We start from the raw sequence: 14,494 nt of genomic DNA on the forward strand, positions 1-14,494 counted from the left end.
CGAACACAGAAGTTAAGCTTCAGCACGCCAAGAGTAGTTGGGGGATCGCCCCCTGCAAGGGTAGGACGTTGCCACGCAACCTAGAGTTTTTAACCATTTGGTTAGGAACTCTTTTTTTGTGCCGTAAATTAGGTGTATAATTACCAACAATTAAGTCATAGGGGTAGTGATTTTATGAAAAAACAACGCTGGTACCGTTTTTCACTTGGTTGGCAAATTGTATTTGGCTTGTTCTTAGGGATTATCTTAGGTGTTATTTTTTATCAGAATAAAGATGCCATTAATGTAATGCAAAACATTGGGACTATGTTTATTAGCCTAATTCAAATGATTGTTTTACCAATTGTGGTTTCTTGTTTAACGGTTGGGATTGCCGGAATGGGTGACATCAAAAAGGTCGGACGAATTGGGGTAAAGACGCTGGTTTACTTCGAATTAATGACCACGGTTGCTATTATTTTGGGTCTCTTAGTCGCTAACATCGCTCATCCCGGAACTTACATTAATGTTCATCAGATGCATGGATCGACGGACATTAGTCAATACATAGCGACTGCCAAGCAGTCCAAAAATACAGGAATCTGGTCCATGATCATGAACTTAATTCCTACTAACATCTTTGCGTCATTAAGCAAGGGTGATATGATGCCCATCATTGTTTTTTCGGTCTTCTTTGGTTTAGGAACCGCAGCCATCGGTGAAAAGGGACAAATCATTATTAACTTCATGAGTGCGGTCTCAGAAGTTATGTTTAAAATTACAAATTGGGTCATGCACCTAGCTCCAATTGGAGTTTGTGCCCTAATTGGGGTCACCTTGGCCGAGCTAGGAATTAAGGCCCTGTTACCGTTAGGCTATTTTGTTTTCTTAGTTTACCTCACTATGCTTGTCTTCGTTTTGGTAGTAATGGGAGTGGTGGCTCGCCTCTGTCATTTCAAACTCTCGGACCTTTTGGCGGTTATTAAGAATGAAATTGTTTTAGCCTTTTCGACTGCCAGCTCTGAGGCGGTTCTACCTAAGATGATTCAAAAAATGGATCACTTTGGCGTTAATCCATCAATCGTTTCGTTTGTTATCCCAACCGGATACACCTTTAATCTTGACGGTTCAGCCATTTACCAGTCACTGGCGGCTCTTTTTCTTGCCCAAGCTTATAACATTCACTTATCGATTGGACAGCAGGTTACCTTACTGATTGTATTGATGATCACTTCAAAGGGAATGGCCGGAGTTCCAGGGGCCTCCTTTGTTGTGCTGCTTGCCACTATTTCAACGATTGGCGTTCCCATGTCTGGTTTGACCTTCATCGCTGGCATCGATCGGTTCATTGATATGGGTCGGACGGCAGTCAACGTGGTCGGCAATTCACTTGCGACGGTGGTAATTGGAAGTTCTGAACATGAATTTAACCGGAAGCAAGCGAATAGTTATGTCAAACAAGTTAAATCAAAAAAAGCATAATCGTTAAAGCTGAAGTTGGACATTTAAGCTGGCTTCAGTTTTTATTTTGTCGTTTGTTAAGAAATTGATAAAAAAGCATTGACAGGATTGGTCGTTTCAATTTACAATCAGTGAAACTAATGAAAGGAAGTTTTAGCGATGACGGCACCCGTAGTTTCCATGATTAGCATTTTATTATTCATTTTAGTCACAGTGATGATTAAAAATTGTGTGGATAATAAGATGCCTTTAAGTCAGAGCTAACTTCTTCTTTAAGTCCTCACAGTTTTGTTGGTAACTGCGGGGGTAAGTAGGTAATGTCCTCCAGTTACGTGAACTGGGGGATTTTTTTATTTTCAAGAAGTTAACTTTAATAAATAGTTTAAGGAGGGTTTGAAATGACAAATAAAGAAACGCTGGCTCACGAACAGCGGGCTTATTCAAAGGCGGCACGAATTAAATATTTTGATATTGTAATTAAATCAGGGGCCGGAGCCATTTTAACGGACGAAGATGGACGCAGTTACATTGACCTCTTATCCAGTGCTTCATCAACTAATACCGGACATTGTCATCAGAAAGTTGTCAAAGCCATTTCAGATCAAGCTAGCCGGTTGATTCAATACACTCCAGCCTATTTTGCGACTTCTGAAGAAGCTAAGTTAGCGCCACGATTAGCTGAATTGGCTCCAATTGACGGGCCAACTAAAGTGGCTTTTGGTAATTCTGGGTCTGACGCGAACGATGCGATTATTAAATTTGCGAGAGCATTCACGGGCCGTCAATACATTGTGAGTTTTACCGGTGCTTATCATGGTTCAACCTATGGATCGATTAGTACTTCGGCAGTTAGTCTCAACATGTCACGTAAAATTGGACCACTCTTACCTGGAGTGGTGAAGGTTCCCTATCCAAGTCCATTGAATCGTCTAAAGGGTGAAAATGATGATGAGTTCAGTGATCGGATGTTTGAGGCCTTTAAGTTGCCATTTGAGACTTATTTACCAGCTGAAGAGACGGCTGTCATTGAGATCGAAGCCATTCAAGGTGATGGTGGTTTTATTAAAGCACCAGAACGGTTTTTAAATCGGGTGTATCGATTCGCCAAGGATCACGGGATTCTATTTGCCGTAGATGAGGTTAATCAGGGCCTTGGACGAAGTGGGAAGATGTGGTCAATTGATTACTTTAAGAATGTGCATCCAGATCTAGTTGCGATTGGAAAGTCAATTGCATCCGGATTGCCGCTCAGTGCTGTTGCGGGTCGAAAAGAAATTATGGATGCCTTGGATGCACCTGGGAATACCTTTACGACGGCTGGTAATCCAGTGTCGGCGGCCGCTGCTAACGCTACGTTAGACGTCATTGAAAACGAACACTTGGTAGAACGAAGCGCAAGATTAGGCAAACAGGCCAACCAATTCTTTAAGCGAATGCAAAACCGGTTTCCCTTTATTGGTGATGTTCGGATGTATGGATTAAATGGTGGAATTGACATTGTTGACCCGCAGACCAAGAAACCAGACGGTGATGCCGCTAACAAACTAATTTATCGGATATTTGAGTTGGGCGCAATCATGATTACCGTCCGTGGCAATGTTTTACGTTTCCAACCACCGTTGGTAATTAAAGAAACCGATTTACAAAAAGCCTTTTCAATGATTGAGCAGGCAATGCAAGAATTAAACGACGGAAAATTAACTAAATCACCCGCAAACATGGGTTGGTAATCAAAAGGAGTTTGAAGCATGAAAAATATTTGGCACAAGATGAATGAAAAAGTTGATTTTCATTTCTATATATCTAAAGATAAACACTTGGAAAAAACCATGACCGTCAAGGACTTCCTCGCGCTCGGCCTTGGAACCATCCTTTCAACGTCAATTTTCACCTTACCTGGGATTGTAGCAGCCAAGTACACCGGACCGGCCGTTGTCATTTCGTTCATCTTGGCAGCACTAGTAGCTGGCCTCGTAGCAATGAATTACGCTGAAATGGCTTCCGTCTTGCCCTTTGCCGGCTCTGCTTATTCGTGGATCTCAGTCCTGTTCGGTAAGTTTTGGGGCTGGATCGTTGGCTGGGCGCTACTAGCGGAATACCTAATCGCCGTGGCCTTTGTTGCCGCTGGACTCTCATCAAACGTTCAGGGACTAATCTCGCCGCTTGGAATTACGCTACCAAAGGCAATTTCTTCCCCACTTGGTACTAACGGAGGGGTAATTGATATTATTGCCGTTTTAGTGTTGGCACTTGTCACTTACATCTTGATGCGTGGTGACCGACAAACAACTCGAATTTCAAACGTGTTGGTAGTGTTGAAATTGCTAGCAATCGTTGCCTTTATCGTGGTTGGTGCGACCGCCATCAAGGCTCAAAACTACGTTCCGTTCTTCCCGAAAAGTCACCCGAATCCTGATGGCACGGTCTTCGGTGGCTGGCAAGGGATCTACGCTGGGATTTCAACGATTTTTCTCTCCTATATTGGGTTTGATTCCATTGCCTCTAACTCTGGTGAAGCTAAGAATCCCCAAAAAACCATGCCACGTGGCATCATCGGTTCGTTAGTAATCGCTACGATTTTCTTTATTTGTGTTTCACTAGTGTTGGTAGGGATGTTTAAGTACACCATGTATACTAACAACGCCGAACCAGTTGGCTGGGCGCTTCGACAAAGTGGTCACACTATTGTTGCCACCGTCGTGCAGGCCGTGGCGGTTGCCGGGATGTTAGTGGCTTTAATTGGAATGATGATGGCTGGTTCCCGTTTAATCTATTCCTTTGGCCGTGACAAAATGTTGCCCAAGGCCGTTGGCAAACTGAATCAAAAAAAGATTCCAAGTAATGCGCTCTGGATCATCACCATCATTGGAATCATTCTGGGGGCCATTTTTCCGTTTACCTTCCTCGCCCAATTGATTTCAGCTGGGACGTTAATTGCCTTCATGGCGGTCTCACTGGCCATGTATCCACTCAGAAGACGCGAAGGGAAAACCCTCCCCAAGGCGGCTTACCGGATTCCTTTTTATCCAATCTTACCCGCATTAGGCTTTTTGGGTTCCCTCGCTGTCTTTATGGGACTCGATATTCAGGCTAAAATTTATGCGGTCGTTTGGTTCCTGTTGGGTGTCATTATTTACTTCGTTTATGGCATGCGTCACGCCGACTCCAAGATTCCCGACAGTGATGATCAAGAGATTGACGAGAACCTTTAAGTGTTGAATATGTGACTTTTATCCCAAAGGTGGTTGAAAAATCAATATTCGCGTAGTACTCTTAGAACAATCTTAAAAGAAAAGGGTGAATTAGTAATGTCAGATAAAAGGAAGAAAGTTGTTCTAGCATATTCTGGTGGTCTTGATACTTCAGTTGCGATCGCTTGGTTGACTGATAAAGGTTATGACGTCATTGCAACCTGCATCAACGTTGGCGAAAACAAGGACCCAGAATTCATTAAAAATAAAGCGCTAAAGGTGGGTGCCGTCCGCTCATACGTCATTGACGCTCAAGATGAATTCGCTGATGAGTATGCTTCAGTCGACTTACAGGCCAACGCCATGTACGAAGGATCGTATCCGCTTGTTTCTGCTTTATCAAGACCTTTGATTGTAAAGAAATTGGTTGAGGTCGCAAAGAACGAAGGCGCCGATGCGATCGCTCATGGTTGTACTGGAAAAGGAAACGATCAGGTCCGATTTGAAGTTGCTATTCATGCCCTTGCTCCCGACATAGACGTGTTAAGTCCAGTTCGTGACTGGCACTGGTCTAGAGAAGACGAGATTGAGTACGCTAAGGATCACAATATTGATATCCCAATTGATTTAGACTCACCATATTCAATTGACAGTAATATCTGGGGTCGTGCTAACGAAGCCGGGGTCTTAGAAGATCCATGGGTTAGCGCTCCAGAGGATGCCTTTGATATGACCAAACCGGTTGAAGAAACGCCCGATGAACCAACCGAACTAGAAATTACGTTTAAAAAAGGTCTTCCAGTTGCGTTGAACGGCAAGCCCATGAAATTCGCTGATATCATCAAAGAGTTAAATACGATTGCCGGTGAAAATGGAATCGGTCGAATTGACCACATTGAGAATCGGTTAGTTGGAATCAAATCCAGAGAAGTCTATGAGACTCCTGGAGCAACGGTGCTCCTTAAAGCTCACAAGGAACTTGAAGATTTGACCTTTGAAAGAGGATTGGCACACTTCAAGCCCATTGTTGAAAACGAAATCAGTGAGGTCATCTACGACGGACTCTGGTTCTCACCACTAATGGAGTCCCTTCAGGCCTTTTTGAAGGATTCGCAGAAACACGTCAGTGGGGTGGTTAGAGTTAAGTTATTTAAGGGTAACGTCACCGTCCTTGGCAGAAAGTCAGAGAACTCGCTGTATGATAAGGATCTTGCTACCTACACCTCATCGGATTCATTCGACCAGGTAGCTTCCAAGGGCTTTATCAAATTGTGGGGTCTTCCAACCAAGGTGAACTCCCAGGTTCAGATTAAAAATCAAAAGCAAAAGGACAAAAGTAAATGAGCGATAAACTATGGGGTGGCCGCTTTACCGAGCAACCTGATGAATCGGTTGATAATTTTGGTTCGTCAATCTCTTTTGACCAATTAATGGCTGACGAGGATATTGAGGGATCGCTGGCTCACGTAAAAATGCTAGAAAAGACTGGCATTCTTCCCGCTGGCGACGTTAAACAGATTGTTAGTGGCTTAGAGGGCATTCAAACCGATTTGCACGCTGGTAAAATTAAGTTCTCCAAAGCAAATGAAGATATTCATATGAATATTGAAAAGATCCTCACCGATCGGATTGGTCCTGTAGCCGGAAAACTTCACACGGCGCGTTCCAGAAACGATCAGGTGGCAACGGATTTTCATTTATACCTAAAAAAGCGGCTTCCCAAAATCATTGACGAGATTACGATTTTACAGAAGACGTTGGTGAAGATGGCGGATGAAAACGTGGAAACCATCATGCCGGGTTATACGCACCTTCAGCATGCCCAGCCCATCTCGTACGGCCACTACTTGATGGCGTACTACCAGATGTTGAAGCGGGACAAGGAACGTTTTGAGTTTAATGAGAAGCACACGGACATGCTGCCACTGGGAGCGGCGGCTCTTGCTGGGACCACGTTTCCCATTGACCGGCAGTTTACTGCCCAAGAACTTGGCTTTGATGAGGTCTATGCCAATTCGTTAGACGCTGTTTCTGACCGTGACTTTGCCCTGGAATTTCTGAGTAACTGTTCCATCTTGATGATGCATCTGTCCCGTTTCTGTGAAGAGATTAGTATGTGGGTTAGTTATGAGTTTCAGTACTTAGAAATCAGTGACGAGTATTCGACTGGTAGTTCAATCATGCCGCAGAAGAAAAATCCAGACATGGCCGAACTGATTCGGGGAAAGACCGGGCGCGTGTATGGTGACTTGATGGGACTTCTGTCAACCATGAAATCACTGCCATTGGCCTATAATAAAGACTTACAGGAAGATAAAGAAGGGGTCTTTGATGCGGTTAAGACCGTCTTGCCGGCACTCAAGGTGTTCAACGGGATGCTCTCCACCCTAAAGATCAATAAGGACAAGATGCGTGATAGTACCAAGCATGATTTATCAAACGCAACCGAGCTGGCCGACTACTTGGCGGCCAAGGGGGTTCCGTTTCGTGAGGCCCACGGAATTGTTGGTAAATTAGTCTTAAACTGCATTCAGACGCACCGTGACTTACAGGACATGAGTTTAAAAGAGTTACAGAAAGCCTCATCTGTAATCCAGGACGATGTCTATCATGAACTTGATCCAGAAGTGGCCGTAAAGCGCCGTAACTCCGAAGGTGGAACCGGGTTTAAGCAGGTCAGAGCGCAGATTGACAAGGCTAAAGCTGAATTAAAATAAAAAAAGCAAAAAAGACTGAAACCGCATGGCTTCAGTCTTTTTGTGTTCTCTGGTAGCAAATTTTCTTAAATTAGATTTGCTTTTCATTTCACAGGTGGTACACTTTGAAAAATTAATTAAGAAATTGTTAAGGAGATGAAGTTCAATGAGTAAGTCGAAGTTAAAGACTGTCATGCAGTTGTTGTTGGTCGTTGTCATTGTTGGAATGGGTACCTTGTTAACACGACGACCAGCACACGCGGATGACCAATCGTTGAACCGAGTCAAGCAATCAGGAACACTGACGGTCGGAACCGCTCCGGATTATCCACCGTTTGAGTTTCAGGTTAATAAGAATGGGAAACAGGACGATGTCGGACTTGATATTGACATTGCCAAACAGATTGCGAAAAATTTACACGTTAAGTTAAAGATTAAGAATATGAGTTTTGATTCCCTGCTGGTAGCCGTTCAGTCGGGCAAGATTGACATGGCAATTGGCGGAATTAATCCGACTCCCGAACGGAAGCAGAATGCTGATTTCTCCAAGATTTACTATAGCGGTGGGCAGGATTTTCTCATCAACAAAAATGATGCCGGCAAAATTAAAAACAAAAATAGTTTAAAGGGGCAAAAGGTTGGAACTCAGACCGGAACCCTGCAACAAAGTTTAGCTAAAAAGTATATTCCCAACGCGCACGTAGTTGGGATGGACAAGACACCAGATTTAGTTCTGGCACTTAAGACCCACAAGGTTGCTGCCGTCGGGGTTGAAAAGCCGGTGGCCCAAGCCTATGTCGCAAACGATCATGCCCTAAAGGCCGTTGATTCGGGTTACAAATTAAATAAAAACGACGTTGGGACTGCCATTGCGTTTAAGAAGGGGAACACGTCCCTTGTAGGCGCAGTCAATCAAAGTATTGATCAGATTCACCAAAAGAACCTGATTCCACAATACCTAAAGGACGCCGGGAAGCACATGAAGGTTAATACCCACAACACGTCAATGTGGCACTACTGGAAATACTTCGCTACTGGGGTTGAGTATACTTTAATTATTTCAGTCGTTTCCGTCTTCTTCGGCATCATTCTTGGCATCATCTTGGTACTGATGAGACTCTCGAAATACAAGTTCTTGAGCTGGCCGTCAGTCGCCTACACCGAGTTTGTCAGAGGAACACCTATGATGGTACAGGTCCTGTTCGTTTACTTCGGTTTAGGTGTTCTGGTCAACATTCCCGCGTTAACCGCCGGCATTATTGCCGTTTCCTTAAATAGTGGTGCTTATGTCAGTGAGATTATCAGAGGTGGGATTAACGCCGTTGACAAGGGGCAGTCAGAAGCATCGAGAAGTCTGGGGCTTTCTAAAAAAGACATGATGGCATCGGTTATTTTGCCCCAGGCTTTTAAGAACATTTGGCCCGCCCTTGGAAATGAATTTATCACCATTATCAAGGACAGTTCCATCGTTTCAATCATTGGAGTAACAGAAATCGTGTACGAACTAAACATCGTTCGGGCTGACACTTACAGAGGAGTGGCACCAATTGCCGTCGCAATGATTCTCTACTTTATCCTCTCGTTCTCGTTGTCAAGGGTGCTTAACTACTTTGAAAGAAGGATGAACCATGACTAAAACTGATAATGAAGCGTTGATTCAAGTCAACGATTTAAAGAAAGATTTTGGAGCAAATAAGGTCTTAAAGGGCATCGACGGAACCATTAAAACGGGCCAGGTCATCTGTGTGATTGGTCCCTCTGGTTCTGGTAAGAGTACCTTTTTGCGGTGTCTGAACATGTTGGAAGAACCCACCAGTGGACAAATTATCTTTGATGGAAAGGATCTTACCAGGTTCAACCACAAAGAGGTTGCTACTTTGGGTGAACGGATTGGGATGGTGTTTCAAAGCTTTAATCTTTTTCCTAACATGACCGTCTTAGAAAATTTAAAGCTGGCTCCTAAAAAAGTGAAACACGTCAGAGATCAGGAGGCCGCTTCAATTGGACTGAGATTACTAGACCGAGTGGGATTAAAGGGGAAGGCCAATGTTTATCCGTCCAGTCTCTCTGGTGGACAGGCCCAAAGGGTTGCCATGGCTAGAGCACTTGCCATGAATCCGCAAGTTATGTTATTTGATGAACCGACAAGTGCACTTGATCCTGAAATGGTCGGTGAAGTGCTTCATGTCATGCAAGGACTGGCTAATGAGGGCATGACGATGATAGTGGTGACCCATGAGATGGGGTTTGCGAAAAAGGTAGCCGATGAAGTCTGGTTTATGGCGAACGGTTACATCCAGGAAAAGAATACACCGGATCAGCTCTTTGACCATCCCCAAAATCAACGAACTAAAGAATTTATCGATAAAATTATTAATGAAGATGAGTAGACTAAAAGAGCTTCCAAACGGAAGCTCTTTTTATTTTCTGACCGTTAAATTATTCGGGATGGTGGCGACATAGGGGTCGTGTCTTTTTAGATACTGCACAATTAAGTCGGAGGCACTGTCTGGACTTTCGTTGATTACCTTCTGGGCGTTAAACATGTCATAGTCGCCACCACCAATGGCCCGATAGTTATTTAACGCAACCTTTAATTCCTGATTGTAAGCGACCGGCTGATCGTGATAGTTGAGTTTAACCACCCGGTTTCCAACCGGTTTGGAGATGTCAAATTCGTAGTCAATTCCACTGTAGATATCGTAGTTGAATAGTTGCATTTTGGGGGTAATGAATTTGGGGTCAATGACAATCTTACCGTTTTGAATGGCGAAAAATTCGGCACATTTTTCGAGGGCCCGCTTTAAATCCGCTCCGGTAATTTTTTCGGCCATAATGGTGTTGGGGTAACTGTAACCGTTGATGATTTCACGCATTGAAATGTCATGATGAAAGCCCTTAATATCATCGTTGAAGAGGGCGGTTCCGGCGATGTCAACGTTCATCGCATCCATCTCCACCCGATTGATAAAGTCGATGTAGGGATGATTGTTCATTCGGACCTTCATGGGATCGTCAATCAGCATGCTTTCTCCCGTTGTTTGGCCGACTGGTTGATCCAGCCAGTCTTCCACCTCGCTTTCGATTTGATGATCGGGAATTAAGTCATAGTCTGGTTGGGTGTGAGCCGTTGAAATGAGATGACTGGAACTTCTAACAAGCTGTTTGTTAGAAGTTAAATCCAGGTCAATTTCACCGACATCACTGCCATGAACTCCAGGCTGAGTGAAGGGAACGCCATTAATTTTTCCCGCCAGCTGACGGTGCTGATGACCCGTAATGAGGGCATCAATTCCAGGGACTTCCGTCGCAATGCGGTAGCCTTCGTTTTCTGATGTGTCCTTTTCGGTTGGCTGACCAGTTTTGGGATCGGCTTCAATCCCACCATGGTAGGCGACAATGACCACGTCAGCCCTTTGACGTAATTCGGGAACATACTGCTTAGCCGTTGCTAGTGCTGAATTAAATTTTAATCCTTGAATATTATTGGGACGCTCCCAATTGGGAATAAAGGCGGTCGTTAGTCCTAGAATGGCAAACTTGACGCCTTTTTTCTCAATAATTACGTACGGTTGATCGGCAATCTTGTTAGAAATGGCACCCTCAATGTTGGCGTTCAAAATGGGGTAGTTCCGTTTACTCTCAGTGTCCCTAATGTACTGTTGGCCGTAGTTGAACTCGTGATTTCCCAGGGTGGCAGCATCATATCCAACGTCAGCCGTTATTTGACTGAGAAGACGACGTTTGTCTACGCCCTGTTCTGACAAAAAGGTTGAAAATGGTGATCCCTGAATCCAGTCACCATTTTCAATTGCTACGACAATTTCGTCGTCTTTTTCGTCCTGTTGAGCCTTCTTGATGATGGCACCCGCCTGAAGCATGCCAAGTGAAGCGTGGTTATTGCGGGTTGTATAGTTAGTGGGGTACACGTATCCATGCACGTCACTGGTTGATAAAATTCGGACTTTCAAATTATTATGCCACCTTTTCCGTGTTTTCTGATGTAGTGATTTGCGCCTTGTTTTCGTGTTTTAATTCCTTGATTGACAGCATGATTACGAAGCTAACGAGGTAAATTCCGCTCAAAAAGAGGATCACAGCCATGAGGTTAAAGCGATCCATCAAGAATCCAATCAGGACGGTGGAAAAGCTGCCGACACTTTTGGCAATACTCATGATGGTGTTGTTGGCCGTTGCCCGAATCTCGGTGGGATAGAGCTTGCTGACGATGGTTCCATAACCACTATACATCCCGTCGGAACAGAAACCAACGATTCCACCACCGATTAAAAATTCCAACTTATTTGAAGCGATAATCAGCAAAAAGACCGAGGCAGCGGCGGCTAGTAGCCAGATGCCGTATGCTAGGCGACTGCCGAGGTGATCTTGAACGATTCCAAAACACATGATTCCCAGCGACATGCCGACGATGGTCGCAATCATCCAGAGAGAGGAACCGGCCACTGAGATGTGCATTCTTTCTTGAGCAATTGAGGGAAGCCAACTAATGAGACCGTTATATCCGGCGATGTGGATCATGAACATAATCATGATTCTGACCGTTAGAAAGCATTCTTTCGGGGTGGCGAATAATTCGGTCCAGTGGCTGAAATCACGGTTAGGATCTTTTTCAATGGCGTTTCGGTTCTCGGTAAATTCTTTACTCTCGGGTAAGTGAAATCTGATAAACCAAGCTAAGATAACGGGAACGATCCCAATGAAGAAGAGGACGTGCCAACCAAAGTGGGGAAGAATAAAGGCAGATAGGAGGGAGGCAATAATTGAACCAATCTGACCGCAGACTCCAGCAGCGGCCGACAAGCGACCGAGATATTTCTTGGAGAAGGCCTCACTTAGCATGGTAATCGCAATCCCATACTCACCAGAATTACCGACCCCGATGATGATGCGAAAGAGACATAGCATCCAGAACGAGTTGGTAAGTCCCATTCCGGCGGTTCCAATGGCATAGATAATGATGGTCCAGCAGAGAGTTTTGACCCTTCCATAACGGTCGGCGATTGCGCCAAAGCCAATCCCACCGAAAATGGATCCGATGGCGGTAATGGCTGGCAGTAAGCCACCCTGAGCCTTTGAGATGTTTAAGCTAATGATGATTGAAGCCAGCGCCAGTGACATGAACATGGCGTCCATTCGTTCCAGGATGAACCCAATCCCAGTTGACCACGTGATGCGCTTTTGATACTTTGTCAATTTTGGCATAAAAAAATTGTCCTCCCATTTAATTCTGCAGGGTCCAGATTCACCGCACAGAATAGCATGAGAACACAATCGTTCAATCATTATATGGATAACATGTTATGCTTGTGGCTTCTCTGAACCATTTAAAGCTCTATATTGTAATTAATATTATCATAAAGTTGATAAAATGCAACGGAGCCAGTTTGTAATTATTAGATGATAATTGGATGAATTTGCATCATGATGCTTGTTTTTAACATTAATAAATTACATAAATAATTTTACCCACAAAAAAACAGCTGCATCACTGCAGCTGTTTTCCAATCTTTAATTAACACATGTGGATTCCCATCTTTTTGTATGAATTCATAGCTGGGATATCTAAGTCCTTCACTGGGATGCCCTCTTCTTTTGAAAGAGCGTTCAAAAGGGTATCCATGTTCATTAACTTGTACTTCTTGTGTGGATCATTCTTGTCATAAGCCTGGATCTGAAGCATCATGCCACCGTCTTCGTGTTCCGTAATGTGACAGTGATACATGTAAACGCCAGGGAAGTCAAACTTAACTTGCAAGCGAACGACTTCGCCGGGGTTAACCCCAATGGTGTCCTTCCAACCGTGTTCGTTTGGATAAGGGTCACCACCGTTTCTGGAAAGTACTCGGAATTGAGTTCCGTGCATGTGGTAAGGATGAACCATCCCACCATCCATTTCGTTTGAATTAGATACTTCCCAAATTCGTTCTTTACCGACTTCTTGGCGATCATCGATTCGTTGCATATCGAACTTTTTACCGTTGATTTCAACGGATTCGTCCATTCCAGACATAGCTGCCTTATGAACGGGAGCATCCTTGTCAATTTTGGCAAATGGTGGCATGTCAACGAGGTGATCTGGGAGCTTGGTGTTGTCTGGTGCAAACTCATGAATCTTAAACGTCATGATGGGAACGTCGTCGGAGTAGAGTTGAACTTCATCACCGGGTTTATAACCACTGAAATCAACGATGACCTCATCACGTTCGGCACAAACCATCATGAGGTGAGTGAACTCGACTGGTTCAGAGAGAATTCCGCCATCAGAACCAATCTGAGTGAACTTCAGATCGTCATCAAAGTGAAGGCGCCATTCACGACGGTTGGAGCCGTCCAGGAATCTGAGTCGTACTCGTTGGGTAGTAACGTCAAAGTAGGGGTTCACGGTACCATTAATCATGGCAGTTGGACCTTGAACACCGTCTGGATCGTAGTCTTCTTTGTAGTTTAGTTGGTTACCCTTGTGGAAATGACGGTCTTGTAGGACAACGGGAATGTCATCGACCCCGTAATTTCTTGGGAAGGGTAACTTGGATTCAATGTCGTCTTGAACAACCACTGGGGTTGCAAGACCCTTGTAGACTTGTTCAGAAGTTTCTGGACATGGATGAGCGTGCAACCACAATGTGGCAGCAGGCTGATCCACCGTAAACTCAATTTCACTGCTTTCACCAGGGTAAACTGGTGCGTGACAACCACCGTCAACGTATGGACCGGAAACATTTAGTCCGTGCCAATGAAAGGTGGTTAAAACTGGTAAGTCATTTTTTAAGGTCACATGCATGTGTTTACCCTCTTTTAAAATGATGGTCTTACCTAAAATACTAGCGTTGTAACCCCAAGTCTTTGTTTTTTCACCGGGTAAAATCTGAGTTTCACCTGGTTGAGCATCCACCGTGTACCACATGTCGGTATCGGTTTCTTTATCGGGCTTTAAAATTTCGGGGATGTTTAATTTGTGTTCTGGAACATCAGGCACCTTGAGTGGAATGTATCCACCGTCATGGGTGTTAAAAGCTGGTTCATCATAGAAATAATCATTGTATACTTTTCGTTCGGACATTGTCTTGTTCCTCCCTAATTGTTTAACTATCTACTACACCATCATAATACAGCTTTTTAGACTATAATGCTTGTTTGTTAGCTAAA

General features: G+C 44.1%; 10 protein-coding genes. 7 read left to right on the forward strand and 3 right to left on the reverse strand.

Annotated elements, in window-relative coordinates; genetic code table 11:
* Positions 1 to 174: 174 nt before the first annotated feature.
* The 7 genes from AC6UDC_RS05990 to AC6UDC_RS06020 all read left to right on the forward strand — a co-directional run bounded on the left by AC6UDC_RS05990 (position 175) and on the right by AC6UDC_RS06020 (position 9,717).
* Positions 175 to 1,461, forward strand: a complete 1,287-nt coding sequence (locus AC6UDC_RS05990; protein WP_500695875.1) for a cation:dicarboxylate symporter family transporter — start codon at positions 175 to 177, stop codon at positions 1,459 to 1,461.
* Between the two features lie 377 nt (positions 1,462 to 1,838).
* A complete protein-coding gene (locus AC6UDC_RS05995) occupies positions 1,839 to 3,170 on the forward strand; it encodes an aspartate aminotransferase family protein (protein ID WP_500721764.1) in 1,332 nt (443 codons plus the stop codon).
* Positions 3,171 to 3,188: 18 nt separating this feature from the next.
* Positions 3,189 to 4,652: an APC family permease gene (locus AC6UDC_RS06000; protein ID WP_500697019.1), complete on the forward strand. Its 1,464-nt coding sequence runs from the start codon at positions 3,189 to 3,191 to the stop codon at positions 4,650 to 4,652.
* A 96-nt stretch (positions 4,653 to 4,748) separates the two neighbouring features.
* Entirely contained in the window at positions 4,749 to 5,975 is a 1,227-nt protein-coding gene (locus tag AC6UDC_RS06005; RefSeq protein ID WP_500694132.1) for an argininosuccinate synthase, read from the forward strand.
* Positions 5,972 to 7,348, forward strand: a complete 1,377-nt coding sequence (gene argH / locus AC6UDC_RS06010; protein ID WP_500721768.1) for an argininosuccinate lyase — start codon at positions 5,972 to 5,974, stop codon at positions 7,346 to 7,348. Before AC6UDC_RS06005 ends, argH begins: the two co-directional genes overlap by 4 nt.
* A 145-nt stretch (positions 7,349 to 7,493) precedes the next feature.
* A complete protein-coding gene (locus tag AC6UDC_RS06015) occupies positions 7,494 to 8,963 on the forward strand; it encodes an ABC transporter substrate-binding protein/permease (protein WP_500701300.1) in 1,470 nt (489 codons plus the stop codon).
* The gene (locus AC6UDC_RS06020) at positions 8,956 to 9,717 is read left to right on the forward strand and encodes an amino acid ABC transporter ATP-binding protein (protein ID WP_500701299.1); all 762 of its coding nucleotides are present in this window, start codon (positions 8,956 to 8,958) and stop codon (positions 9,715 to 9,717) included. Before AC6UDC_RS06015 ends, AC6UDC_RS06020 begins: the two co-directional genes overlap by 8 nt.
* 30 nt (positions 9,718 to 9,747) lie before the next feature.
* Here AC6UDC_RS06020 and AC6UDC_RS06025 read toward each other — a convergent pair whose 3' ends face one another.
* The 3 genes from AC6UDC_RS06025 to AC6UDC_RS06035 form a co-directional block, all read right to left on the reverse strand.
* Positions 9,748 to 11,298: a bifunctional metallophosphatase/5'-nucleotidase gene (locus tag AC6UDC_RS06025; protein WP_500721771.1), complete on the reverse strand. Its 1,551-nt coding sequence runs from the start codon at positions 11,296 to 11,298 to the stop codon at positions 9,748 to 9,750.
* Between the two features lie 4 nt (positions 11,299 to 11,302).
* Complete coding sequence (locus AC6UDC_RS06030; protein ID WP_500721773.1) at positions 11,303 to 12,550, reverse strand: MFS transporter; 1,248 nt, start codon at positions 12,548 to 12,550, stop codon at positions 11,303 to 11,305.
* Positions 12,551 to 12,860: 310 nt separating this feature from the next.
* Positions 12,861 to 14,408, reverse strand: coding sequence for a multicopper oxidase family protein (locus AC6UDC_RS06035; protein ID WP_500721775.1), 1,548 nt, complete (start codon positions 14,406 to 14,408; stop codon positions 12,861 to 12,863).
* Between the last annotated feature and the right edge of the window lie 86 nt (positions 14,409 to 14,494).

Source organism: Fructilactobacillus sp. X7R7C1, from assembly GCF_059901065.1.